Origin of the sequence: Saccharibacillus alkalitolerans, from assembly GCF_011090185.1 — a bacterium.
Lineage (GTDB): Bacteria > Bacillota > Bacilli > Paenibacillales > Paenibacillaceae > Saccharibacillus > Saccharibacillus alkalitolerans.
The window spans coordinates 25,070-49,566 of sequence record NZ_JAAFGS010000009.1; the positions used below are offsets into that span (position 1 = coordinate 25,070).

The following is a 24,497-nucleotide window of genomic DNA, read 5'->3' on the forward strand; positions in this document are numbered from 1 at the left end:
TGCGCTTCATCGATTATGCTGAATTTTTGATGTATTCCGCTCCTTCGTCTTCTGCTCGAAAGAGCGGCTTCGGATCGGCGACCTTAAGACGCCGCTTCTTTTAAATACCCGTTTCTCCGCCGTCCGTCTCCGCTTTCCATGCGCAAAGCGCGGCCACCAGGCCTTCGATCGTCGCTTCTTCCGCGAGTATGCCGACGTTCAAGCCGGCTTCCTCGGCCGTCTTCGCCGTCTGCGGACCGATGCAGGCGATCGCCGAACGGTTCAGAAGCTCTGCCGCGTTCTCCACCTTCATTCTTTTCAGCACCGCGAGCAGGTTGCGCACGGTCGACGAGCTGGTGAAGGTGACGGCATGGACTTTTCCGTCCTGCAGCAGATCGAGCAGCTCTTCGTCGTCTTCGCCGGTCAATACCGTCTCGTACGTATCGAGCTCCGTGACTTCCAGACCGCGCTCGCGCAGCGTCCCGGGCAGCCAACTGCGCGCAAGGTCGCCTCTGGGCAGCAGCGCGCGCTGCCCCGGCAGCAGCTGTTCCCCGTAAGCGTCGATCATGCCTTCGGCATCGAACTTCTCCGGCGGCGCTTCGCTGCGGATCCCGCGCTGGCGCAGCGCTTCGATCGTAGCCGGACCGACGGCCGCAATGCGGGCCCGATGCAGGCAGCGGACGTCCCTTCCCGAATGATCCAGGTGCCGGAAAAAATATTCCACGCCGTTGACGCTGGTGAAAAACACCCATTCATAGCTTTCGATGCGCGCAAACGCTTCGCGGATCGCCGCCAACTTTTCCTCGCTTTCCGGCATGATCGTTTCGATCACCGGGAACTCGTACGGCTCGCCGCCGAGTTCCTCGATCCGGTCCACCAGTTCGCTCGCCTGGCTGCGCGATCTCGTAACGAGGATCCGCTTTCCGAACAGCGGCATCTGTTCGGCCCAGTGCAGACGTTCGCGCTGACCGACGACGTCGCCGACCACGATGACGGCCGGCGGCTTGAAATCGCGCTCCGCCACCTTGTCCGCGATATCCGCCAGCGTGCCGATCAGCGTTTCCTGCTCGGCGCGGGTGCCCCAGCGAACCAACGCGACCGGCGTGGAAGCCGGCCGGCCGTGCTTCAGCAGCTGTGCCGAGATGTGCCCGATCTGCGCCACGCCCATCATGAAAACGAGGGTCCCGGTCGCATGCGTGACCTTGTCCCATTTGATCATCTTATCGAGCTTTTCCGGGTTCTCGTGCCCCGTAATGACGGAGAACGACGAAGCCAGATTCCGGTGCGTTACGGGAATGCCCGCGTAAGCCGGAACGGCGATGGAAGACGTGATGCCCGGAACGATCTCGTATTCGATGCCGTGCTGACGCAGCTCTTCCGCTTCTTCCCCCACGCGGCCGAACACGGTCGGATCTCCGCCCTTAAGCCGGACGACCACATGGCCTTCGAGCGCCAGCTCGACCAACAGCTTATTGATGTCTTCCTGCTTCATCGTATGGCGTTCCGTCCGTTTGCCCACGTAGATTTTGCGGGCGCCGGGCTTCATCTGCCGCAGCAGCCGGGGACTCGCCAGACGGTCGTACACGACCACGTCCGCCTTTTTGATGCATTCGAGCCCTTTCAGCGTAATCAGCTTCGCGTCGCCGGGGCCCGCTCCGACCAAATATACTTTCCCTTTCGTCATTCGCTCAGCCCCTCGCCTGTTCAAGAATCTCGTTCGCGCCCTTATCCGCCAGCAGCCGCGCAACCTCGCGGCCCAGCGCCTCCGGATCGGTTCCGGCTGACGATTCTTTGAGCAGCAGACTTCCGTCCGGCTTCCCGACAAGTCCCGTGAGGCGAACGGTTCTCTTATCGTCGCCCAGCACGGCGTAAGCTCCGATCGGCACTTGACAGCCGCCGTTCAGCGAAGCCAGCAGCGAACGTTCCGCCGCCACGGTCAGCGCCGTCTCCTCGTCCTGGTAGCGTCCCAACAGTTCAAGCAGCTCGGCGTCGTTCTCGCGGCATTCGATCCCCAATGCGCCCTGACCGACGGCCGGCAGGCATACTTCGACCGGAAGATAGGACGTAATCCGGTCTTCCCAACCCATTCGCTTCAAGCCGGCGGCCGCCAGCAGAATCGCGTCGAAACCCTCGGTTTCCAGCTTGCGTATCCGCGAATCGATATTGCCGCGAATCCATTCCACTTTAAGGTCCGGCCGGTAGGCCAGCAGCTGGCTGGAACGCCGCAGGCTGCTCGTGCCGACCTTCGCTCCCTGCGGCAGGCCGTCCAGATCGACGCCTTCCCGCGAAATCAGGCAGTCGCGCGGATCCTGCCGCAGCGGCACGGCTCCGTTGACCAGGCCTTCCGGCAGAGCCGACGGCATATCCTTCATGCTGTGCACCGCCATATCGATCTCGCCTTCGAGAAGCGCCTGCTCGATCTCCTTCACGAACAATCCTTTGCCGCCGACTTTCGACAGCGTCACGTCGAGAATCCGATCGCCTTTGGTTACGATTTTCTTCACTTCGAAACAAACGTCCAGGCTCAGTTCGCCGGCCAGCTTCTCCAAAGCCGCGATGACCTGATTCGTCTGGGTCAGAGCCAGCGCGCTCTGTCTCGATCCTACTACAATTGTACGCATCCCCGTTATTCCTCCCGCTCTCTCTCGATCCATGCGGCGGCTTCCGTTTCGCTCCACGGCACGAATGTATCTTGTCTAATCTGGTCCAGTATATCGGTTTCCGCCAATTTTCGCATCAAACGATGCCGGGTTTCCGGCTCGATCACCGTCTCCCTGACTTTTTTGCGCATAAAATAAAGGAACTCGGCGTACGTTTCGTATTCGTCGCCGAAACGTTCGTCGAGTTCCCGAATCAGCGCGGATGCGGCGGACGGTCCGGCGCCCGACGTCGAAGCCGTCACGATCAGCCTTCCCCGGCGCAGCACGGCCGGATGAATAAAATTCCCCGCCTGCGCGCGGCTGGCCGCATTGACGAGCGCCCCTTGACGGCGAGCCGCTTCCGCGATCCTCTCGTTCAGCGTTTCGTCTCCGCTGGCCGCGTATACGATGCGGTAGCCGTCGACGTCTTCTTCGGACGCTTCCCGCCTTAACCATCGCAGCGTTCCCGCCGCTTCGAGCTCCCGTATTTCGGGCTCGGCTTCGGGACTGATCAGCGTAATGTCGGCGCCCGCTTCGGCGAGCTGTCTCGCCTTGCGGCCCGCGATCCGGCCCCCGCCGACGACCAATACCCGCATGTCCCGAACGTCCAGCATGATCGGCATATACTCTGTCATTACCCGCTCAGCCCCCGTTCCACTTGTGATACTCGGAAAATGCGTTGCTCAGCAGGTTGATGATTACGAGCGCATAGCCGGCCAGCGTCCATTTGGCAATCGAAAAGCCCGAATACTTGCTCGTCCGCTTCAATAAAAAATACAACCCGTATACCGCCAGCGCCGCAAACGTCGTAATCCCTTTGACATCGAGCAGCATTTCCCAGCGACGCTGCGCCACGATCAGCAGAAAAGCGACCAGCAGCGACACGATGAGCAGCGGCGTACCCGTCAGCACGGATACATGCGCCCAACGCTCCGTCTGTTCCAGGCTCGGCAGGCGCCGGATCATGTCGTTCCACTTTTTCCGCTTAAGCATCGCATACAGAAACAAGTACAAAATGCCGAACACGGCCGCAATCGTAAGCGCCACAAGGCTCAAGTTCGCCAGCACGACGTGCAGAATCAGCAGCAGCTTCTGCGTGTACCCGATATGCTCCGCATGCTGGCCGACCGGGAACCAGAACTCGTTCAGCACGCTGGCTGTGAAGCCGACGATCCCCAGCAGCAGCACGACGAACTCCGCCTTCTGCGTCAGCGCCAATCCGAACCCGGCCGACGTCAGCACGAAGATGAACAGAAACAGAAAATCGTAAACGGAAAAAATCGGCACCCGGCCTTCCAGCACGATGCGCACCGCTATTACGGAAAACTGCAGCAGCGCCGTGACGCCAAGAAGCCCTGCGCCGATCCGCCGGGATCTCACGCTGCGGCTTACGCAATCGGAGAAATAGAACAGAAGGCTCAGGGCATAAATGTAGATCATCAGTTCAATCAAACTCGCAAGCAGCAGCATGCCGTTCACCCACCTAAAGGACTGCCGGACGCAGACTGAAAGCCGGACTGCCCGCAGTCGTTTTTACCGCTTCCCGAGACTCGGCCGCTTCGGTTTCTTCCAACCTGGACTCGAGCGCGAAAATTTTCGTGAACATTTCGACGGCTTCCGCGCCGTCCCGCTCCGCCGCCATTTCCTTGACCCGGTTGATCGGATCGTGCATCATCTGGTTGGCGACGCTTTTCATCAACCGGCCGATGACTTTGCGCTGGCGCTCGTCCAGCTCCGGCAGCTTGTTGAAAAGACTGTCGAGCGTTTCTTGGTGAATGTCGGTCGCTTTGTCCTGCAGCGCGCGGATGACCGGACGCACGCCCAGCGTTTTCAGCCAGCCGTAAAAGTTGTCCGATTCCTGGGCGATCATCCGCTCGATCTTGACCGCTTCGGCGCGGCGGAGCTCCATATTGCTCTCCACGATGCCTTCCAGGTCGTCGATATCGTACAGGAAGATGCCCGGCAGCTCGGCCACCGTCGGATCGATATTGCGCGGCACGGCGATGTCGATCATGAACAGCGGACGCGAACGGCGCGCCGCCGACAGGTTTTTCACTTGCTCGCGCGTCAGCACATAGTCGGAAGACCCCGTAGAGCTGATGACGATATCGACTTCGCCGAGCATCGCCACGCCTTCTTCCAGCGTGCAGGAGACGCCGTTGAATCGGCCGGCCAGCTCGCGCGCTTTCTCGAGCGTCCGGTTGGCCACGATTACCTGGGCCGCGCCGCTGGCATACAGATGCTTGACCGTCAGTTCGCTCATTTTGCCGGCGCCGAGAATCAGCACCTTTTTGTCCGTAAACATACCGAAAATGCGCTTGCCGAGTTCGATCGCCGCATAGCTGACCGAAACGGCGTTTTCGCCGATCGAAGTCTCCGAATGGGCACGCTTGCCCAGCGTTACCGCCTGCTTGAAAAGCATGTTGAACCAGGTCCCGGTCGCTTTCTCCGCCTGAGCGGTCAGAAACGCCTGCTTAACCTGGCCGAGAATTTGAGTTTCGCCGAGCACCATCGAATCCAGTCCGCAGACGACCTTCATCAAGTGTTCGACGGCGTCTTCGTCTTCGTGCATATATAAATGCTGGGTAAAATCGGCTTTGGGAATACCGAACCACTGCTCCATGAAATTGCGGATATAAAAAGCGCACATGTGCAGCCGGTCCACCACGACGTACAATTCGGTCCGGTTGCAGGTGCCTACGATTACGCCTTCGAGAACGCTTTTCGTTTCTTTCAGCCGATAGAGCGCCTCCGGAAGGTCCTGTTCCGCAATGGCAAACCGTTCTCTGATGTCGACTGGAGCCGTCCGGTAATTCAACCCGACTACCATGATGTGCATAACAAGTTCACCGCCTGATCTGGGATTGCTGCTGAATAATTACGTCCTACAAACTATATAAAGTATATCACAACGTTCTCGGCCATTTCGGCAAATTAAATGAAATGTTTATGAATGTTTAGCGAAGCTAAAAGACTTGTTCAAGCCTCCAGTATAAATAAACGTCTCGACTCCCTGCGTAACATCTTGTCGATGCGTTCGATTTCTTCCGGGTTCAAAGACGCATGCCTGCGGTCGAGCAGCAGGTCGACCCGCATCCTGATATTTTCGATCTCCCTCTCAATATCGGTCGATCCGAAGCGATATTCAAGTTCGGGTACCTGATCGCGGTGTTCGAACACCAGCCGGCTGGCTCCGGGCGTCAATTCGATGATTCGGCGAACCGAGCCTTCCGCATAGAAATCGAGCATAACGAAGCCGGGATATATTCTTCTTACCATGCCGTCCCCTCTGAACGCGACGAACAATCTGCGGATCATATGGGTGAGGCGCGGATTGACAAGACGAAAAGAAAGCTCGCACACGAACAGGTTGCGCCGCCGATCGAACGGCAGATTCACTTCTTCTCCGCTTTCGTCTTCCAGCACGATCTCGCGGCTTCCGCTCTCGAGCACCCGCACCCGGTAACGGATGCGCGGATCTTGAATATGCTGCATAAATTTCGACATCTGGCTTTCCGGCAGCAGTAAACGGGCGTTGACGAATTCCGTAGCTAATCTCTGCGCCATAGCGGATCTCCTCGATTCCTCAGGATAGGTAAGCTTATCCCTATTATACCCGCTTTACGCCAAAAGACGGCTCCGCTGCCGGAGCCGTCCACTGCTCAAATCCGCGCGTATCACGCGGCTGAAACCGTTTTTGAAAGCGTTTTATTCCTTGTTGCGCCTTATTCCTGCTTTATTCGGCCGTTTCTTCTTCCGCGGCCGGACCCTCGGCTTCGGCGTTCGTTTCCGCTTCCGCCGCGCGCTCGTCCAGCGTCTTCAATTCGCCCAGATAGCTTTCGACGATCGTCCAAAGTTCCTCTTTGCCCATATCGTTTTCCGAAGAGAACATGACGAACGGATCGCCGGGACGCATGCCCAGATCCTGCTTGATAATCTTGGCGTGCTTCGGCCAACGGGTCTTCGGCACTTTGTCGGCTTTGGTCGTCACGACGCAGATCGGACGATCGTAGTGGGTCAGCCATTCGTACATCATGATATCGTCTTTGCTCGGCGGATGGCGCAGATCGACGACCATCAGGACAAGCTTCAGCGTCTCCCGCTCCAGCATATAGCGCTCGATCATCTGTCCCCAGACTTCCCGCTGCTGCTTCGAGACTTTGGCAAAGCCGTAGCCCGGAAAGTCCACGAAAAAGAACGATTGATTGACCAGATAATAGTTCATATGCTGCGTTTTGCCCGGAACGGAACTGGTCCGCGCCAGATTTTTGCGCCGCAGCATGCGATTGATCAGCGACGACTTGCCGACATTGGAGCGACCCGCCAGCGCGATTTCCGGCAGACCGTCCTGCGGATACTGCGCCGGTCCCACGGCACTGATCTTGAATTCGGAACTTGTTACATTCATGATTGAAATTTCCTCTCTCGGACCGCGCGAAGACGATCCGTTGGCGGATCGCCTTCGCTTATCCTCGTAACTTCTTGGTTTAATGAGTCTCCGCGTGAATCTCCGGCAGCCCGGCCGCTTCCGCAGCCAGCGCATGTTCCAGAACCTGGTCCATATGCGATACCGGCACGAATCGCACCGCTTCCTTCACGCTGTCCGGAATATCCCGCAGGTCGCGCTCGTTTTCCGCCGGCAGCAGCACTTTTTTGTACCCCGCACGATGGGCCGCAAGCGACTTCTCCTTCAGCCCGCCGATCGGCAGCACGCGTCCGCGCAGCGTGACTTCGCCCGTCATCGCCACGTCTTTGGATACGGCGCGGCCGGTAAGCGCCGAGATCAGCGCGGTCGCCAGCGTGATTCCGGCCGACGGTCCGTCTTTCGGCACGGCCCCTTCCGGAATATGAATATGCACGTCGTTTTTCTCGTAAAACTGGCCGTCGATCCCCAACTGTTCGGCCCGGGAACGGGTATAGCTGAACGCCGCTTGAGCGGATTCTTTCATCACGTCGCCCAGCTTGCCGGTCAGCGTCAGCTTCCCGGTGCCCGGCAGCACGCTGACTTCGATCGTCAGCGTCTCGCCTCCCACTTCCGTCCAGGCAAGTCCCGTCGCGCTTCCCACCTGATCCTCCGCTTCGGCAAGGCCGTAGCGGAATCTCGGGCTGCCGAGATATTCCTTCAAGGAATCTTTCGTCACCTCGATGCGCTCGCTTTTGCCGGAAACGATGGTCTTGGCCGCTTTGCGGCAGATCGAAGCGACCTGCTGTTCCAGATTCCGCACGCCGGATTCCCGCGTGTATTCGCGAATGATCTGGAGCAGTCCTTCTTCCGGCAGATCCAGCTGATCTTCGTTCAGCCCGTGCTCGCGCTTCTGCTTCGGCAGCAGATAACGCTTGGCGATCTCCAGCTTTTCCAGTTCCGTGTAACCCGGAATGTTCAGCACTTCCATCCGGTCGAGCAGCGGTCTCGGAATGCCCTGAAGCATATTGGCCGTCGTCACGAACATGACCTTGGACAGATCGTAAGGAATTTCGACGAAGTGGTCGCTGAACGTATTGTTTTGTTCGGGATCGAGCACTTCAAGCAGCGCAGCCGACGGGTCCCCGCGGAAATCCGACGCCATTTTGTCGATTTCGTCGAGCAGAAATACCGGATTGGAACTGCCCGCCGTGCGCATCCCCTGCAGAATGCGGCCCGGCATGGCACCCACGTAAGTCCGCCGGTGACCGCGAATTTCCGCTTCGTCGCGCACGCCGCCGAGCGAGACGCGTACGAATTCGCGGCCCAGCGATCGGGCGATCGAACGGGCCAACGACGTTTTGCCGACGCCGGGAGGTCCTACGAGGCACAGAATGGGCCCTTTCAGTTTTTTGACGAGCTGCTGCACCGCCAAGTACTCCAGCACGCGCTCCTTCGGCTTCTCGAGGCCGTAATGGTCTTCGTCGAGCACCTTCTCGGCCCGGGCGATATCCAGCACATCCTCGGTCTCCCGGCTCCAAGGCAGCGCCAGCAGCCAGTCCACGTAGCCGCGAATGATGCTGCCTTCCGCCGCGCTGGTCGGCATCCGCTCCAGCCGGTCAATCTCCTTTTTGATCCGCTCGTGAACTTTTTCCGGGAACTCTCCGTTTTCGAGCTGCTCCCGCAGCTCCTCGACTTCGCCGGCGTGGCCTTCTTTCTCGCCGAGTTCTTTTTGAATCGCCTTCATTTGTTCGCGCAGGTAATACTCCTTCTGCGTTTTTTCCATCTGCTTTTTGACGCGCTGGCCGATTTTCCGTTCCAGTTCCAGCACTTCCCGCTCGTTGTTCAGCAGATCCAGCAGCTTCTCCAGACGGGAACGGAGTTCCACAGTCTCCAAAATCGCCTGCTTGTCCTTGATTTTCACCGGAAGATGGCTCGTGATGACGTCCGCCAGCCGTCCGGGTTCGTCGATATCCGACACGGCAGCCAGCGTTTCCGGCGTTACCTTTTTGGACAGATTGATATAATGCTCGAACTGGGTCAGGACGGTGCGCATCAGCGCATCGACTTCCGGGTCTTCCGTATCCGGCTCCGGCAGTTCGCGGGCGTATACTTCGTAAAAATCCCCGGTTTCCTCGATATATTCCAATACTTCGGCCCGTTCCAGTCCTTCGACCAACACGCGGATCGTCCCGTTCGGCAGCTTAAGCATTTGTCTGACTTTGGCAACCGTTCCGATTCGGAATATATCATCCTGCGTCGGTTCCTCGATATTCACTTCGGACTGCGAGCAGAGAAGAATCAAATGATCGTCGACCATCGCCTTTTCCAGCGCCTTGACCGATCGTTCCCGTCCGACATCCAGATGAAGCACCATACTCGGATAGACGAGAAGTCCCCGCAAAGGCAGCAACGGAAAACGGCGGTTTTTCTGTTTGTTCAATCCCATCGTTTTCACACCCCCAAAAGGCTTATCGCGCATGTGCTGCATGCGGCGTTTATGCGTGTGTTAAGTGTAGCATATCGCCGCTGCGCCCCGCAAAACGGGAAGCGGGCAGCGGCGAAAAAAGGCGGCCTGCCGGGCTTCCCCGCATGCCGCCTGTATTTTCCGCTCCGCCGCGCCTTACTGGGCGGCTTCCGCTTCGACTTTCGACGCGTTCGGCTGATGGCGTTCCTCGCGGCCCGGGATTTTGCCCGTCGCCTCGTAGGCTACCACGATCGCGTCGATTTCCTTTTTCAGTTCTTCGACCATGTCGGCTTCCGGCACCTTGCGAATCATCTTTCCGTACCGGAACAGCAGCCCTTCGCCCCGGGCGCCGGCAATCCCGATATCCGCTTCCCGCGCTTCCCCCGGCCCGTTGACGGCGCATCCCAGCACCGATACTTTGATCGGAACTTTGATCTTGGAGATATACTCCTCGACTTCGTTCGCGATCGAGAACAGGTCGATATCGAGACGCCCGCAGGTCGGACAGGAGACAAGCGTCGCCGCGTTCGTGATCAGACCGAACGTTTTGAGCAGCTCGCGCGCTACCTTGACTTCTTCGACCGGGTCAGCGCTGAGCGAGATGCGCACGGTGGAGCCGATGCCCATCGACAGCAGCGCTCCGATGCCTGCCGAACTCTTGATCGTGCCGGCATGCAGCGTGCCCGCTTCGGTGATCCCGAGATGCAGCGGATAAGGAATAACCTGCGCGGCTTTGCTGTAAGCTTCGATCGCCATCGGCACATCCGACGCTTTCAGCGAAACGATGATGTCGTGAAAATCGAGCTCTTCCAAAATGCCGATATGGAACAGCGCGCTTTCGACCATGGCGTCGGCCGTCGGGTAGCCGTATTTTTCAAGCAGGTGGTTCTCCAGCGAGCCGGCATTGACGCCGATCCGGATCGGAATGCCTTTTTCTTTGCACGCTTTGACGACGGCTTCTACTTTTTCGCGCTTGCCGATGTTGCCCGGATTAATGCGGACTTTGTCGATGCCGTTCTCGATCGCCTTCAGCGCCAGTTTGTAATTGAAATGAATGTCGGCAACCAAAGGAATATGAATGCGTTTTTTGATTTCCTTGATCGCATCCGCCGCTTCGTCGTTGTTGACGGTGACGCGAACGACCTGGCAGCCCGCTTCTTCGAGACGAAGAATCTCGGCTACCGTCGCTTCGACATCCGCCGTCTTGGTTGTGCACATGCTTTGAATGATCACTTCATCGCTGCCGCCAATAACCAGGTTGCCCACTTTTACGGGCCGTGTCTGATGTCTTAAATACATTTCGTTCGACCTCCAAATCGGAACAAGCAAGATAGCGTCCGCCAGGGACGCGAAGTGCGGATTTCAGTCCTGTGAATTCCCCATACTCACAGCAAACCGGCCAAACCATGTAGGTTGACCGGCTCGGCGTGAGACCTATTTCATGAAAGAGAAGCGCTTAGGCGCTCTCTTCCCGTTTTTTGTTTTTGCCTGCTTCCAATTCCGGAACGACCTTCTCTTTGACGACCTTCTCGGTGATGACGCATTCCGTCACGTCGTCGCGCGAAGGCACTTCGTACATGACGTCGAGCATCATTCCTTCGATGATCGCTCTCAGACCGCGGGCGCCGGTATTGCGCTTGATCGCTTCTTCGGCGATCGCGCGAAGCGCTTCGTCTTCGAAGACAAGATTGACGTTGTCCATCTCGAGCAGTTTCTTATACTGCTTGGTCAGGGCGTTTTTCGGCTCGGACAGGATGCGAACGAGCGTCTCTTCGTCCAGCGGAGCCAGAGTGGAGATGACCGGCAGACGGCCTACGAATTCCGGAATGAGACCGAACTTCAGCAGGTCTTCCGGCAGAGCCATCATCAGGTACTCGCCGGCTTTCAATTCGCGTTGGCCTTCGCCTTCCGCATTGAAGCCGATCACTTTTTTGCCGATACGGCGTTTGATCAGCTGCTCCAGGCCGTCGAAGGCGCCGCCGCAGATGAACAGGATGTTGGTCGTATCGATCTGAATGAATTCTTGATGCGGGTGCTTGCGTCCGCCCTGCGGAGGAACGGAAGCAACCGTGCCTTCGAGGATTTTCAGCAGCGCCTGCTGCACGCCTTCGCCCGATACGTCGCGCGTGATCGAAGGGTTCTCCGATTTGCGCGCCACTTTGTCGATTTCGTCGATATAGATAATGCCGCGTTCGGCTTTTTCCACATCATAATCGGCTGCTTGAATCAGCTTGAGCAAAATATTTTCGACGTCTTCGCCTACATAGCCGGCTTCCGTCAGGGAAGTGGCGTCCGCGATCGCGAACGGTACGTTAAGAATGCGGGCCATCGTCTGCGCGAGCAGCGTTTTACCCGAACCGGTAGGACCGATCAGCATAATGTTGCTCTTCTGCAGCTCGACGTCTTCCGATTTGCTCTGTGCATTGATCCGTTTGTAGTGGTTATACACCGCAACGGACAGCGACTTTTTCGCCTGATCCTGACCGATGACATACTGGTCGAGAATCGCGCGGATTTCCTGAGGCTTCGGAATATCCTTCAAATCCACTTCTTCTTCGTGGCCCAGTTCCTCTTCCACGATCTCCGTGCACAGCTCGATGCACTCGTCACAGATGTATACGCCGGGTCCGGCAACCAGCTTGCGTACCTGCTCCTGCGTTTTGCCGCAGAAGGAGCACTTCAGCTGACCTTTTTCTTCATTGAATTTAAACATCTAACCACCCCTTCGAGGTTTAAGAATTAATCGGTCGCTCGAGAACCTTATCGATCAGTCCGTAAGACTTTGCTTCTTCGGCGCTCATGAAGAAGTCGCGGTCCGTGTCCCGCTCGATTTTCTCAAGGGGCTGACCTGTCGTATCCACGTAAATCTTATTCAGCTTCTGCTTCGTCTTGATGATCCAGTCCGTATGGATCAAAATATCCGACGCCTGGCCGCTGACTCCGCCGAGCGGTTGGTGAATCATGACTTCGCTGTTCGGAAGCGCGAAGCGCTTGCCCGGCGCTCCGGCCGTCAGCAGAAGAGATCCCATGCTTGCCGCCATACCGACGCAGATCGTGGATACATCCGGCTTAATGTATTGCATTGTATCATATATACCCATGCCCGCAGTTACAGAACCACCAGGCGAGTTAATGTACAAGTAGATATCCTTCTCGGGATCTTCGGCCGCCAGGAACAGCAGCTGCGCGATAACCAGGTTGGCTACGTGATCGTCGATCGCATCGCCAAGCAGAATGATCCGGTCCTTGAGCAGTCTCGAATAAATGTCGTAAGAGCGCTCGCCGCGGCTTGTCGATTCAACAACTGTAGGGACTAAACTCATGCGATCAACCTCGCTTTCGTAGGGACATTGTCTGGAGGATAAGCGGCCGAAATCGGCCTTGCTTTTATCCTACGCTTCTAGTTTACCATTTTCAAATGCCGATGTCATTTTTCGGAGGCGAGAAATCGCCTTGAAACCGGAAAGAGATAAAAAAACCTTCTTTTTACAGTTTCTAAACAAAAGAACAAGGCACGCATAAGATCATACGTGCCTTGCCTATGCAAGTCAAGCTATTGACTTATTCCGCTTACTCGGCCGAAGCCGCGACTTCCTTGCTGTTTTCAAGCAGGAACTCGATCGTTTTGCGCAGGGTGATCTCGTCGTTCAGGCTTGCCAGCGAACCGTTGGCACCCAGAATGCTGCGGATCTCATCCACGCTGCGCTTGTACATGTCAGCCATCGACTGAAGCTCTTTTTCGACGTCCTCTTCGGAAGCGGAGATGCTCTCTTCCTTCGCGATCGCTTCGAGCACCAGGTTGTTGCGCACGCGCTTTTCGGCGTCGGACTTCATCTGTCCGCGCAGGTCTTCGGCCGTTTGGCCGGAGAAGCTCGTGTACATTTCCAGGTTCATGCCCTGCTGGCGAAGACGGTTGTCGAAGTCGCGCATCATGTTCTCGACTTCGCTCTCCACCATAGCTTCCGGAATTTCGACTTCCGCGTTCGCCGATACCGCTTCGACAACCGCGCCTTCGCGCGCCGCGTCGCTCTCGCGCTGTTTGCGGTCCGCGATTTGTTTCTTCAGATCTTCCTTGTACTCGTCCAGCGTCTCGAATTCGCTTACGTCTTTGGCGAACTCGTCGTCCAGCTCAGGAAGCTGTTTGCGTTTGATTTCGTGCAGCTTCACTTTGAAGACCGCTTCTTTGCCGGCCAGTTCGGCAGCATGGTAAGCTTCAGGGAACGTTACGTTAACGTCCTTGGAGTCGCCCGTGGACATGCCCACAACCTGCTCTTCGAAGCCCGGGATGAACGAACCCGATCCCAGTTCGAGCGAGTAGTTCTCGGCTTTGCCGCCTTCGAACGCTTCGTCGCCTACGTATCCGTCGAAGTCGATGGATACGACGTCGCCGTTAGCCGCAGCTTCTTCGTCCACGACGATCAGCTCGGCGTGACGGCTCTGCAGACGCTCCAGCTCGGAGGCGATTTCTTCGTCCGTTACGCTGACTTCGGATACAGGCACTTCCACGCCTTTGTATTCGCCCAGCTTCACTTCCGGCTTAACGGTTACTTTCGCTTTGAACTTCAGCGCTTGGCCTTTGCCGAACTGCTCGATGTCGATTTCCGGACGGTCGACCGGGAAGATCCCCGCTTCTTCTACCGCTTCGCTGTAAGCTTCCGGCAGCAGAATGTCGATCGCGTCGTTGTACAGGCTTTCCACGCCGAAGCGCGCTTCGAAGATCGACCGCGGCACTTTGCCTTTGCGGAAGCCCGGAACGCTGGCCTGCTTTACGACTTTTTGGAATGCTTTATCGAGCGCGGACGCGACGCGTTCCGCTTCAACTTCGACTTCAAGAACGCCAAGGTTCTTTTCCGTTTTTTCCCAACTTGCTTTCATATTAAGTATTCCCCTCCAACGATTAGCTATCAGATAAGTGAATTTAACATACTGCTTTCACGTTCGCAATAACCATTCCATCATAACCAAATTCCCCGTGGATTTCAAGCGTCAACCGGAACGGGGCGCCAAGTCGGCCGGTACGCGCCTGAAAAAGTAACCGTTTCCCGTCCGCCTACCTTCCTCCGCTTCTCCGGGAAAAGGCTCGGAGCGATCGTTCCGCCCGCTCGAAGCGGAAGCGCAGTTCGCCCGTAATGCCGTAAGCTTCGCGGATTTCTTCCGCCCGCCCGCCGCCTTCCAGCGTCTCGGACGCATGCGCATGCAGCGCCGCGGCCCAGGCATCCAATTCGTTCTCTTCGCCGCGGACGAGCGAATCGTAATCCGACGTTCCGTAAGCCGACATCAGAAACTGGATCCACAGCTCGCGCGCAAAATAAAACGTCGAGGGATCGCCGTTGTCCGTCTGCGCGGCCACCCTTTCCAGCACGTCGGCGGCGGCCGGCGGAAAATCGTCCGGCGACGACGGAGTGCGCTCGATCTCCAATTCCAGCGTCGCCCCGCCTCTCGGCAGCCGAACCGTGCCGGAAGCCCCTCTTCGCCGCAGCGTCTGCAGCACGCGGAATTGAAGCAGCGGATGAAGCTCCGCCGATTCCAGCCATCTTATGATCTCAAGGTCCGTTTCCGGATTTTCCAGGTAGGCCAACTGCTCCAGCGCTATCTGCCCCCGCTCCGTCAGCGGCTCTCCGATCGCCCGACTCAGCAGTTCGCGTTCGTAACCGGCGTCTTCCCGCTGCTTCTCCATCGTCCGCCGGCGAAGCGCCTGCGCTTCGTCTTCCGGTTCTTCGCCCGCCAGCACCGCCTCGTTGCCGTAAGCGTCCCGGGCACCGCCCGGAAAAGCGACTCGCAGCCACTCCAACAGCGTATTCCACTCCTGGCGTCTGCGTTCGTCCTGTCCTTCGCAGCCCAGCAAAAATTCCAACGTTTCCATGGCTTCTCCGTAGCGCTCGGTCTCCAGCATCCGGGTTACCCGCTCTTGATAGTGATCGAGCGTGTTGGGCAGCAGCACGACGTCCGCCTTGCCTTTCTTTCGCATGTTGTCGATAGGTCAACCCTCCTTTCCCGCAGGCCAGCTTCCGCTCTCAAGATGATCGTGAGGCTAAATTATAGCATAAGCCGGAGCAAACCGCCCACTCGCTGCATTTAGATGTAAGGATGCGCGAAAAAGCGAACCGCTCGGAGCAAAAGATATTTTTTTTGCCAATAAGCTTGCAAGAACCTCTTCTTTATGATATATTAATTTCTGTTCTGTTTTCACTTTTTGTCCCAGTAGCTCAGTTGGATAGAGCATGCGCCTTCTAAGCGCACGGTCGGGGGTTCGAATCCCTCCTGGGACGTAAAAGGCAAAGCTCTCCCTTCGGGAGAGCTTTTTTTTCGTTCTCGCCCTTTTAATTTCTCTTCGCCCCGCATCTTCGCCGATCCGTATGACTGCGTCGAACGTCCCGTTAACTCCGCCTTTTATGCCCGCCCGTCATACGTTTCCGGCCGCTTTGCAGACCCATCCCTCCCTTTTGCAGACTGCAGACCCATTGTGCGTCCTGCCGTCCGGCTTGCTATAATTTGAACAGCCCTCGGCTCGATGACGAGCGACGCGCCGACGGAATCGTGTACGAAACGGCGGCGGAAACATCCGCGCGCCGACGAAAAGGAGATTGCCCTAATAATGAAGCGATTGGAATGGACAAAGAGAATGGCGCTGCTGCATCCGGAAGACGCCGAGACCCGCTATTGGCTGGGCGAGGAATTGGAGCGCGCCGGCCATTACGCCGAAGCGCTGCGCGCGTACGGAGAAGGTCTCGCCGTATGCCGCGACGAATCGGAACGCATGGCGCTGCTTGAGGCGCTGACGCGCGCAAGCCGAGCGCTGCAGGGCGGTTCGGCCGCCCCTAAGGATGATCTTCCTTCCGAGGCAAGTCAGGCGCCGCCGAGCGGCGCGGCGAAGCTGCCGCCGGAAAACGAAGAAACCGCGAAAGAGACGAATCCCGGCCTGACGCCTCGAATCCGCGAGCACGATGCCGACCACGGGGAAGACGGCTTCAAGAAACTTACATTGGACGAAGAATCGGACGATCCGACGAGCGAAGGCACGGACGAAGAATCCGTCATCTCCCCGTCTTCGCGCTCCTCGGCCGCGCGAGCCGGGCTGCAGGTCGTCGACGGCGGCCGTACCCCTGCCGCGGCTTCGCCGCAGGCGAACGTGATCCGCTTCGAAGACGTGGCGGGACTCGAAGAGCTTAAGAAGACGATCCGGATCCGAATCATCAGTCCCTTCCAGAATCAGGGGCTGTTCTCGAAATTCCGCAAAAAATCCGGCGGCGGAGTGCTTCTGTACGGCCCTCCGGGCTGCGGCAAGACGTTTATCGCCCGGGCGACGGCCGGCGAATGCGGCGCAAACTTCATTCCGGTCAGCGTTACCGACATCTTGGACCCGTACATCGGCGTCAGCGAACGCAATCTGAAAGATTTGTTCGACAAGGCGCGGCAGCAGAAGCCCAGCATCATGTTTTTCGACGAAGTCGATACGCTGGGCTATAACCGCAGCCGATCTTCCTCCAGCATGCGCGGCGTCAGCGATACGTTCCTGACCGAAATGGAAGGCCTCGACACGAATACCGATCAGGTGCTGATCCTCGGCGCGACCAACATGCCGTGGGATGTCGACAACGCGCTCAAGCGTCCGGGACGATTCGATCGCCTGGTCTTTGTCGCGCCGCCCGACGAGCAGGCCCGCGAGCAGATGTTTCGCTTGAAGCTCGAAGGCCGCTACGTCGATTCGATCGACTACGCTCTCTTATCGTCCCGGACGGATCTGTTCTCCGGCGCGGACATCGAAAATTTATGCGAACGCGCGGCGGAGCGCGCGATCGGGGACATCCTGGAAACCGGACGCGAGCGTCCGATTACGATGGACGACTTCGAGGCGGAGCTGCGGGATGCCCGGCCGTCGACGCTGGAATGGCTGCGCACCGTCAAAAATTACGTCAAGTACGCCAACCAGTCGGGCGTTTACAACGAAGTCGAAGCTTTTCTCGCCAAATACGGAAGACGGATTTGATTCTGCAGCCGACATCCCCGAGAGGAGAACCTTATGCCCAATTTCCATGCGGCGCCGGAATTCGACGCGCGAAGCGAAACCGAAAACATGATGTGGGACCATTTCGAAAATGCCCTCTACGAAGCCGCAATCGTTCAGGCGCGGCAGCTGCTGTCAGCTTCGCCTGACGACCTTCACGGCTTATACGTCCTTGCGGAAAGCTTGAGAAGAAGCGGACGTCCGGACGCGGCCGACGAAGTCGTGCGCGCTTTGATCTCGCAGCATCCGGAGCGTTCCGAAGGACCGGAGGTCCTCGGCAACCTGGCCGAAGACCGCGGACGGCTGAGCGACGCGATCGCCCACTACGAACAAGCGCTCCGAATCGAACCGGAATCCGCGCTGTACCACTACCGGCTGTCTTACTTGCTGAACGAACAGCTCGTTCGCATGCCCCGCCTGCGCCAGCTTTTCCGCAAAATCGAGTTCTATCCCGATTTTCTCGCGTTGGCGGAACGGGCGCAGCAGGAACTGCTGACGGCTATCCGCCTGGGCGGCGCCAACGTGGTATCCCTGACCAAACGGGCGGAGCAGCTTGCCCTGCTGTTCGAGACGGAAGCCGCCGACGAGCACTATCGCGAGGCCGTTGCGGCAGATCCCCGCTTCGCTTATACCCACGGTTCCTACGCCGCTTTTTTGCTGAAGGAAGGCGAGCTGAAGAAGGCCCGCGATCATGCCGAGCAGGCCTTGATGCTGGACCCTTACGACGAGAACGCGCTGGAAGTCAAACGATGGATCGAAATCGGGGAAGATCAGCCCGCGAAGCTGCACGCTTACTGGTTCGACTGCCTGTCCAGCCGGCCTGCCGAAATTTTCGACCGGCCGGAACATCTGAAAAAGGCGATTCTTCTCCATGCGCGAGCGGGAAAATACCCGCTTCACCTGTACGACCGGTATTTCAAGCGCGCGGAAACGGACGATTTCGAAATTGCCTTGCTGTACGGGCAGGCTCTCTGCGGCGAATTTGAATACGGCAGGGCGCTGAAGCATTTCAAAAAGCTTCAAAGCGAACACCCCGAAAACGCCGACGTGAACGATTGGGTCCGCAAACTTTCCGCATACGGCGCGTTCCGGCTGCATGCGGGCCCGTTGCTGTACCGGACGGCCGCGAACGCTCTTTGGACGGCGGCCCTCTGCTGCAGCGGGCTGCTTGCGCTTCCGCGCGCGCTTTCGCGCGGCGCGAAAGCGCGGCGGATGCGCAGGGAGGCGCTCCGATGAACGCCGCCGAACGGGCCGTCCGCGAAGTATGCCTGGGCCTGCCCGGCGTCCTGCCGGCGGAAAAGCTTTCGCCCCGAAAAAAAGCTTACATCGGGCGAAGCCTGGGCATCCGCCCGGACGACGGACTGCTTGTTTTTTTCGAATCGTCGAGACCGGGACGACAGCACGGAGGCGTCGCCTTCTGCCGGAACGGCATGTACTGGAAAACGACCGCCGCTCCGCTGTTTTTCGATTGGGAGCTGCTCGGCCGAAACGCGTTTATCCGAATCGGGAAAAAGCCGCACGTTTTGTGCCTGCACGGACACGAACTTTCGGTGACGGGGCTGCGCCCGGAGCGCGAACAATGGATCGATGCGCTGTACGCCCTCAAAGAAGCGTTGGGCTTGAATCCCGTCCCTTCGGAAGGACCGCTCAGCCCAAGGCAGCGGCACCTTCTGGAAGAGCGCTCTCCCGCGGCGGACATTCGCTTCATCCGGGAACTTTGCCGCCGCAGCGGATTGTTCCCCCGGGATCGGGGCCTGGCTTCCGGGGAGCGCGAACCGAACGCGCGCCGCGACCTTTTTCGCATTCCTCCGTCCGAAACGCTGTTCGCTTTTTACGATACCGGCTGGTTTGCACGCGGCCGCCGAGGACTTGCTTTGACCGATGTCGGTCTGTATCTTCGCGACGCCTACCCCGCCGAGCACGGATTGTCCGAATATTTTCTGCCGTATTCGCGAATGGACGGCCGCCGGAAGCTCGAAAAAGTCGGTTACCAGATCGGCTACGGCGATACGGTCATTTACTTCGGCTGGAACGCGGAAGCCGCTTTCCGCTTGTTTCGGACGCTGCTGACGTACGTGTCTTCCCTGCATGCCGAAGGGGCGGAACAGGCCGCCGCGTTCCCGTATGCGCCTTCCGCCCTCGACCCCTGGGACGTATCGTCACTGCCCGAGAGCGCGGACGGCGCCGAATGGCTCGTCTCGGACGACGGCATGGTCCGCGGTTTCCATACCGCCGAAGAGATCGAGCGGGCGATTCGCGCCGGCAGGCTGCGCTCCGAAGCGGCCCGCTTTTTCCGATACGGGGAAACGCGCTGGCTGGAACCTCGCGAGGCCGGCATTTCGGTTCCGCTTTGATTTCCGGACGCCCGGTCTTTCCGCCGCCCGGACCGCTTCGCGCAAAAGACCGCTTCGCTTTGCCGTACGGCAAAGCGAAGCGGTCTTTTTATGCGGATTATCGCACAGAAGGCGGGGTAGGCGGCTTAGGAACGGAAGGCCCCGAAGGTCCGGGAGGCGATACCGGCGGTCGCGACGGCGAGGACGGCGCGGTCGACGAATCGCCCGAGCCGCTCTTTTTGGTGATCATGACCCGTCCTCCGTTTTGATCCCACTGCAGATCGGCATCGAACAATTGGGCCGCGGCCCGGACGGGCACCATGGTCTTGTTCTCGTAAGAAAGCGGCGCCGCTTCCAACATGATGCTTTGGCCGTTGCGCCGCGCCTCCCGGCTTCCGAGCGTCAGCACGTAGCGGTCTCCGTCTTCTCCGCCGGTGATCGTCACCGTGCGCCACGTCTTATTGTAGCGGAACGAATAGTCGCCGAGTCCTTTGAGGTCGGTAAGCGTCAAATAAGTCCTTCCTTGCCGGACCAGCACGTCGCCCGACGCCAGCCTGCCGTTTATGTATACGGACGTCGTCGCCGCGGAGGCGTTCTCCCCGAGCGGCATAATCGACGCGGGCGCAATCAGTGCCGCGGCCAGCACCGCCATCGCCGCCTTCTTCGCTTTTTTCCCAAAACTCGTGTTCATGGTTCGTCCTCCCCTTATTCCGGCGCTTTTTCCAGTCTCTCCTACCGCTTTTTTAACCCTTCGTCCGCCGCTTCAATCTCTCCCGTTCGGAGGAACCCTTTCGAAGCCTGGACATAGAAAAACCGCCTGCCGATCAGGCAGACGGTTTAGACAGCAAACGGAATTTCGGCCAAGCGGTCAACGGGATTGGAAATGAAGCTTGGAAGCTTTTTGCGGCGCGTAAAACGTTCCTTCCACTTCGACGATATCGTCCTGGTTCAGGCGGTCCACCTCGACGATCGTGCGCGGCGGATAAGGTCCGGCTCCCCAGAGCTCTTCCTGCACCTTGTTCACGATCGGACGGTAGCGGTACATGTCCGTCGTATACACGATGATTCGCGTCGCGTCGCGCAGGCTCGCGCCTTCCGATTTCGCGATCGTTTGCATGTTCAAGAACGCCTGGCGGATTCGCGCTTCTTCCCCGTCCACCAGCTTGTCGGTCGCCGGGTCGATTCCCCGCATGCCCGCCACGTAAATGAAATCTCCCGCCCGAGTCGCCAGATTCCATGTGCCGGTAGGCCGGATCGCTCCCGCCGGAGTCAGCGTCTTCACGCCGTTCGGCGATACGTTAGCGGCAGAGTCCGATTTCGCTTTGCCGTCCGCGCCTTCCGGCGCGTAAAACGTCCCTTCCACTTCGACGATATCGTCCTGGTTCAAGCGGTCCACTTCGACGATCGTGCGCGGCGGATAAGGTCCGGCTCCCCAGAGCTCTTCCTGCACTTTGTTCACGATCGGACGGTAGCGGTACATGTCCGTCGTATACACGACGAGACGCGTCGCGTCGCGCAGGCTCGCGCCTTCCGATTTCGCGATCGTTTGCATGTTCAAGAACGCCTGGCGGATTCGAGCTTCTTCCCCGTCCACCAGCTTGTCGGTCGCCGGGTCGATCCCCCGCATGCCCGCCACGTAAACATGGTCTCCCGCCCGGGTCGCCAAGTTCCACGTTCCCGTCGGCCGAATCGCTCCTTCCGGAGTCAGCGTCTTCACGCCGTTCGGCGATACGTTCTCCGCTTCCGGGGACGGTGCCGCGGCCGTGCCGACGGCAACCGGAGGCGCGTAAAACGTCCCTTCCACTTCGACGATATCGTCCTGGTTCAGGCGGTCCACTTCGATGATCGTGCGCGGCGGATAAGGTCCGGCTCCCCAGAGCTCTTCCTGCACTTTGTTCACGATCGGACGGTAGCGGTACATATCCGTCGTATACACGACGAGACGCGTCGCGTCGCGCAGGCTCGCGCCTTCCGATTTCGCGATCGTTTGCATGTTCAAGAACGCCTGGCGGATTCGCGCTTCTTCCCCGTCCACCAGCTTGTCGGTCGCCGGGTCGATTCCCCGCATGCCCGCGACGTATACGTAATCTCCCGCGCGCGTACCCAAATTCCACGTTCCGGTCGATTGAATCGCCCCCGGCGGCGACAGCGTCCGAACGCCGTTCGGCGATACGAGAGTCGGCTGCGCGAGCGCGGCGCTTCCGTAAGACGATATCCCGATTTGGACGGCAACGGCGCCGGCCAAAATTTTCAGCATCGATTTTCCTGCTTTCACATTTCCCCACTCCAAATCTGTGTTCGTAACGAAATTTTCGTCCCGCCCTTCGGTCTTTTTTCCTGCATATCGAGACCGGCAAGCAAGGAACAATATACCACACTGGATTCGGCTGTCAATTCGATATAGGGATATTAGAATCGTTTCGAAAAGGTATTTAATGATTTTCATCTGCCAAAACAGATAAAAAAACCTTTAAAATCATCGAAAAAACCAGGCTGTAAGAACCAATTTTCCATGGAAAGCGAATACAAAACTAACAGATTCCCGACAGGTCACCGACATTAGAAAAGCCTGCCGCCTACCTTACGCGTAAAGCGGCTTTCAATGCTACATTCGAGGGGGAGCATCATGAAAACCGAATCAACCAAACGCAAGAGAATGAAATGGAACCCGAGCATCCGCAGTCGGCTTTTCGCCGCCTTTTTGATCATTTTGCTGATTCCGACCATTTCGCTAGGAGTGATTTCGTATCAGAAATCCAAGACGGAAATCACGGAACAGTTCATGAAAAATACGCGCCAAAGCGTCCAGTCCGTCGACAGCCAGCTGACCGATATGATCCAGTCCAGCTTCGACGATCTCGACTACTTGTCGAAAACGGTGAAAGGCGGCATGGTTCAGGGCGAAGCGAGTCCGCGGCTGCGTCAGATCCTCGATCCGGTCAAAGCCGTCAAGGCGCAGTATGATCATGTCCAGTTCGCCACGACGGACGGAAAGCTGCTCAATTCGCCGCAGCAGAAGTTCGACGCCGGATTCGATCCGCGCGAACGCCAATGGTATAAAGACGCCATCTCCCAAAAAGGAACGGCCCTCGTCAACAGCCCGATCGTGGGACAGGACGGAAAAGTCATCGTCGTCCCTTCCAAAGCGAGCGAGGACAGCACCGGAGTAGTCAGCGTCGTTCTCAGTCTCGATCATCTGGCGGCGCAGACCAACGCGATCAAAGTCGGGGAGAAGGGCTATGTCACGATTCTCGATTCGGCGAATGCCTACCTGACCCATCCCGAAATCGCGGCCGGAACGGAAAACGCGGAATCTTACGCCTCGCGGTTGGACGGGCAGGCGTCGGGAGAAATTTCGTTCGCGTCCGGCGGCCAAGACAAAATCGCGGTTTATGCGACCAACGAAAAGACCGGCTGGAAAATCGTCGGCGTCATCAACAAATCGGAGATCGCGGCGGCGAATCACGGCATTTTGATAACCACCGTCATCATCATCGTCGCGGCTGTCGTTCTGGGCATGCTGCTGACCTGGTGGGTCGTCCGTTCCATCAATAATCCGCTGAAGAAGCTCGTTCGGGCCACGCAAAAAATAGCCGGAGGCGAACTGAGCGAGGAAGTGCCGGTGGATTCCCGGGACGAATTGGGACATCTGGCCAGCTCGGTCAACGAAATGCGTCAAAATCTGCGCGGCTTGATCGAACAAATCGGCTTCCACGCCGAGCAGGTAGCCGCGACGTCCGAAGAGCTGTCCGCCAGCGCCGAGCAGACCCGCTCCACCTCCGACCACATTGCGTCTTCCATTCAGGAAATCGCGGACGGTTCCGAGCGCCAGGTGCGCAGTTCCGAAGAATTCGCCCAATCGGTCCGCGAAATTTCCGGCGGCATGGAGGGCGCGGCGGCTTCGATCCAGTTCGTATCCGAGCTGACGGGCGCAACGAACGGCAAAGCGCAGGAAGGCAACGAAGTCGTGCAGAAAACGGTCGGGCAGATGCAGCTGATCCAGGCCTCCACGACCGATGCCGCGGAAGTCGTCAATGCGCTCGGACGCAAAACGAGCGAAATCGGCGCCATCGTCGGCTTGATTACGGAAATCGCCTCGCAAACCAATCTGCTGGCGCTGAACGCGGCGATCGAAGCGGCGCGCGCAGGCGAGCACGGACGCGGCTTCGCGATCGTCGCGGACGAAGTGCGCAAGCTGGCGGAGCAGTCGGCGGGCGCCGCGGGCAGCATCACGGCGCTGATCGGCGAGATCCAGACCGAATCCGAAAGAGCGGTACGCTCGATGCGCGAAGGCACCGAAGTCGTGGAGGAAGGCATCCAGATGGTTTCGATGACGGGCGCCGCTTTCGAAGACATTCTGTCGTCCATCGGCCGCGTCGCCGACGAAGCCTCGGCCGTAGCCGCCATCGTGGAGCAGGTTAACGTCAGCTCGGCGAAAATGGTCGAAGGCGTCGAAGGCATGGCCGGCATCGCCGCCCAGGCGTCGGGCAGCACGCAGGGCGTCGCCGCTTCCACGCAGCAGCAGAGCGCGTCGATGGCCGAAGTCTCCTACTCCTCCGAGGAGCTCAGCCGGATGGCCCAGGAACTTCAGGAAGTGATCGGCAAGTTCAGCGTATAACCGATCGAGCGCAAAAAAGCCCGCCTCTCAAAAGAGGCGGGCTTTTTTTCGTCG

General features: G+C 58.4%; 19 protein-coding genes and 1 tRNA gene. 5 read left to right on the forward strand and 15 right to left on the reverse strand.

Annotation, left to right across the window (positions count from 1 at the left end):
- Positions 1-100 precede the first annotated feature (100 nt).
- The 13 genes from cobA to GYN08_RS19845 form a co-directional block, all read right to left on the reverse strand.
- Positions 101-1,663 (reverse strand): uroporphyrinogen-III C-methyltransferase, encoded by a 1,563-nt coding sequence (gene cobA / locus GYN08_RS19785; protein ID WP_166278108.1) that lies wholly within the window; start codon positions 1,661-1,663, stop codon positions 101-103.
- Between the two features lie 4 nt (positions 1,664-1,667).
- Complete coding sequence (gene hemC / locus GYN08_RS19790) at positions 1,668-2,600, reverse strand: hydroxymethylbilane synthase (RefSeq protein ID WP_166278111.1); 933 nt, start codon at positions 2,598-2,600, stop codon at positions 1,668-1,670.
- 5 nt (positions 2,601-2,605) lie between these two features.
- A complete protein-coding gene (locus GYN08_RS19795) occupies positions 2,606-3,253 on the reverse strand; it encodes a precorrin-2 dehydrogenase/sirohydrochlorin ferrochelatase family protein (protein ID WP_166278114.1) in 648 nt (215 codons plus the stop codon).
- 7 nt (positions 3,254-3,260) lie between these two features.
- On the reverse strand, positions 3,261-4,088 hold the full coding sequence (locus GYN08_RS19800) for a cytochrome c biogenesis protein CcsA (RefSeq protein ID WP_166278117.1): 828 nt from the start codon (positions 4,086-4,088) through the stop codon (positions 3,261-3,263).
- Positions 4,089-4,101: 13 nt separating this feature from the next.
- Positions 4,102-5,457, reverse strand: coding sequence for a glutamyl-tRNA reductase (gene hemA, locus GYN08_RS19805; protein ID WP_166278120.1), 1,356 nt, complete (start codon positions 5,455-5,457; stop codon positions 4,102-4,104).
- Positions 5,458-5,597: 140 nt separating this feature from the next.
- Positions 5,598-6,185 (reverse strand): non-ribosomal peptide synthetase module, encoded by a 588-nt coding sequence (locus tag GYN08_RS19810; protein WP_166278123.1) that lies wholly within the window; start codon positions 6,183-6,185, stop codon positions 5,598-5,600.
- A 169-nt stretch (positions 6,186-6,354) separates the two neighbouring features.
- The gene (gene yihA, locus GYN08_RS19815; RefSeq protein ID WP_166278126.1) at positions 6,355-7,026 is read right to left on the reverse strand and encodes a ribosome biogenesis GTP-binding protein YihA/YsxC; all 672 of its coding nucleotides are present in this window, start codon (positions 7,024-7,026) and stop codon (positions 6,355-6,357) included.
- 79 nt (positions 7,027-7,105) lie between these two features.
- On the reverse strand, positions 7,106-9,469 hold the full coding sequence (lon, locus tag GYN08_RS19820) for an endopeptidase La (protein WP_166278128.1): 2,364 nt from the start codon (positions 9,467-9,469) through the stop codon (positions 7,106-7,108).
- Between the two features lie 174 nt (positions 9,470-9,643).
- Positions 9,644-10,786: a flavodoxin-dependent (E)-4-hydroxy-3-methylbut-2-enyl-diphosphate synthase gene (ispG, locus tag GYN08_RS19825; RefSeq protein ID WP_166278131.1), complete on the reverse strand. Its 1,143-nt coding sequence runs from the start codon at positions 10,784-10,786 to the stop codon at positions 9,644-9,646.
- Positions 10,787-10,943: 157 nt separating this feature from the next.
- Positions 10,944-12,200 carry an ATP-dependent protease ATP-binding subunit ClpX gene (gene clpX / locus GYN08_RS19830; RefSeq protein WP_166278134.1) on the reverse strand — a complete coding sequence of 419 codons (1,257 nt, stop codon included), beginning with the start codon at positions 12,198-12,200 and terminating at the stop codon, positions 10,944-10,946.
- 19 nt (positions 12,201-12,219) lie between these two features.
- On the reverse strand, positions 12,220-12,810 hold the full coding sequence (clpP, locus tag GYN08_RS19835; RefSeq protein WP_166278137.1) for an ATP-dependent Clp endopeptidase proteolytic subunit ClpP: 591 nt from the start codon (positions 12,808-12,810) through the stop codon (positions 12,220-12,222).
- A gap of 247 nt (positions 12,811-13,057) precedes the next feature.
- Positions 13,058-14,362: a trigger factor gene (gene tig, locus GYN08_RS19840; RefSeq protein WP_166278140.1), complete on the reverse strand. Its 1,305-nt coding sequence runs from the start codon at positions 14,360-14,362 to the stop codon at positions 13,058-13,060.
- A 175-nt stretch (positions 14,363-14,537) separates the two neighbouring features.
- Complete coding sequence (locus GYN08_RS19845; RefSeq protein ID WP_166278143.1) at positions 14,538-15,455, reverse strand: hypothetical protein; 918 nt, start codon at positions 15,453-15,455, stop codon at positions 14,538-14,540.
- 227 nt (positions 15,456-15,682) lie between these two features.
- Between GYN08_RS19845 and GYN08_RS19850 the strand changes: the two genes are divergently transcribed.
- The 4 genes from GYN08_RS19850 to GYN08_RS19865 all read left to right on the forward strand — a co-directional run bounded on the left by GYN08_RS19850 (position 15,683) and on the right by GYN08_RS19865 (position 19,846).
- Positions 15,683-15,756, forward strand: a tRNA-Arg gene (locus GYN08_RS19850).
- 326 nt (positions 15,757-16,082) lie between these two features.
- Positions 16,083-17,474: an ATP-binding protein gene (locus GYN08_RS19855; RefSeq protein ID WP_166278146.1), complete on the forward strand. Its 1,392-nt coding sequence runs from the start codon at positions 16,083-16,085 to the stop codon at positions 17,472-17,474.
- 33 nt (positions 17,475-17,507) lie between these two features.
- Complete coding sequence (locus GYN08_RS19860) at positions 17,508-18,728, forward strand: tetratricopeptide repeat protein (RefSeq protein WP_166278149.1); 1,221 nt, start codon at positions 17,508-17,510, stop codon at positions 18,726-18,728.
- Positions 18,725-19,846, forward strand: coding sequence for a hypothetical protein (locus GYN08_RS19865; protein ID WP_166278151.1), 1,122 nt, complete (start codon positions 18,725-18,727; stop codon positions 19,844-19,846). Before GYN08_RS19860 ends, GYN08_RS19865 begins: the two co-directional genes overlap by 4 nt.
- Before the next feature lie 97 nt (positions 19,847-19,943).
- Here the strand turns inward: GYN08_RS19865 and GYN08_RS19870 are convergent, their stop codons facing one another.
- The gene (locus GYN08_RS19870) at positions 19,944-20,516 is read right to left on the reverse strand and encodes a copper amine oxidase N-terminal domain-containing protein (protein WP_166278154.1); all 573 of its coding nucleotides are present in this window, start codon (positions 20,514-20,516) and stop codon (positions 19,944-19,946) included.
- Positions 20,517-20,693: 177 nt separating this feature from the next.
- Positions 20,694-22,100: a RidA family protein gene (locus tag GYN08_RS23515; RefSeq protein WP_206023846.1), complete on the reverse strand. Its 1,407-nt coding sequence runs from the start codon at positions 22,098-22,100 to the stop codon at positions 20,694-20,696.
- Positions 22,101-22,451: 351 nt separating this feature from the next.
- Here GYN08_RS23515 and GYN08_RS19885 point away from each other — a divergent pair, with 351 nt between their 5' ends.
- Positions 22,452-24,443: a methyl-accepting chemotaxis protein gene (locus GYN08_RS19885; RefSeq protein WP_166278157.1), complete on the forward strand. Its 1,992-nt coding sequence runs from the start codon at positions 22,452-22,454 to the stop codon at positions 24,441-24,443.
- The last annotated feature ends 54 nt before the right edge of the window (positions 24,444-24,497 follow it).

What these genes read in the sequence shown, in the direction of transcription:
- cobA (WP_166278108.1), bottom strand. Translation starts at nt 1,663, where the DNA reads ATGACGAAAGGGAAAGTATATTTGGTCGGAGCGGGCCCCGGCGACGCG.
- hemC (WP_166278111.1), bottom strand. Translation starts at nt 2,600, where the DNA reads ATGCGTACAATTGTAGTAGGATCGAGACAGAGCGCGCTGGCTCTGACC.
- GYN08_RS19795 (WP_166278114.1), bottom strand. Translation starts at nt 3,253, where the DNA reads ATGACAGAGTATATGCCGATCATGCTGGACGTTCGGGACATGCGGGTA.
- GYN08_RS19800 (WP_166278117.1), bottom strand. Translation starts at nt 4,088, where the DNA reads ATGCTGCTGCTTGCGAGTTTGATTGAACTGATGATCTACATTTATGCC.
- hemA (WP_166278120.1), bottom strand. Translation starts at nt 5,457, where the DNA reads ATGCACATCATGGTAGTCGGGTTGAATTACCGGACGGCTCCAGTCGAC.
- GYN08_RS19810 (WP_166278123.1), bottom strand. Translation starts at nt 6,185, where the DNA reads ATGGCGCAGAGATTAGCTACGGAATTCGTCAACGCCCGTTTACTGCTG.
- yihA (WP_166278126.1), bottom strand. Translation starts at nt 7,026, where the DNA reads ATGAATGTAACAAGTTCCGAATTCAAGATCAGTGCCGTGGGACCGGCG.
- lon (WP_166278128.1), bottom strand. Translation starts at nt 9,469, where the DNA reads ATGGGATTGAACAAACAGAAAAACCGCCGTTTTCCGTTGCTGCCTTTG.
- ispG (WP_166278131.1), bottom strand. Translation starts at nt 10,786, where the DNA reads ATGTATTTAAGACATCAGACACGGCCCGTAAAAGTGGGCAACCTGGTT.
- clpX (WP_166278134.1), bottom strand. Translation starts at nt 12,200, where the DNA reads ATGTTTAAATTCAATGAAGAAAAAGGTCAGCTGAAGTGCTCCTTCTGC.
- clpP (WP_166278137.1), bottom strand. Translation starts at nt 12,810, where the DNA reads ATGAGTTTAGTCCCTACAGTTGTTGAATCGACAAGCCGCGGCGAGCGC.
- tig (WP_166278140.1), bottom strand. Translation starts at nt 14,362, where the DNA reads ATGAAAGCAAGTTGGGAAAAAACGGAAAAGAACCTTGGCGTTCTTGAA.
- GYN08_RS19845 (WP_166278143.1), bottom strand. Translation starts at nt 15,455, where the DNA reads ATGCGAAAGAAAGGCAAGGCGGACGTCGTGCTGCTGCCCAACACGCTC.
- GYN08_RS19855 (WP_166278146.1), top strand. Translation starts at nt 16,083, where the DNA reads ATGAAGCGATTGGAATGGACAAAGAGAATGGCGCTGCTGCATCCGGAA.
- GYN08_RS19860 (WP_166278149.1), top strand. Translation starts at nt 17,508, where the DNA reads ATGCCCAATTTCCATGCGGCGCCGGAATTCGACGCGCGAAGCGAAACC.
- GYN08_RS19865 (WP_166278151.1), top strand. Translation starts at nt 18,725, where the DNA reads ATGAACGCCGCCGAACGGGCCGTCCGCGAAGTATGCCTGGGCCTGCCC.
- GYN08_RS19870 (WP_166278154.1), bottom strand. Translation starts at nt 20,516, where the DNA reads ATGAACACGAGTTTTGGGAAAAAAGCGAAGAAGGCGGCGATGGCGGTG.
- GYN08_RS19885 (WP_166278157.1), top strand. Translation starts at nt 22,452, where the DNA reads ATGAAAACCGAATCAACCAAACGCAAGAGAATGAAATGGAACCCGAGC.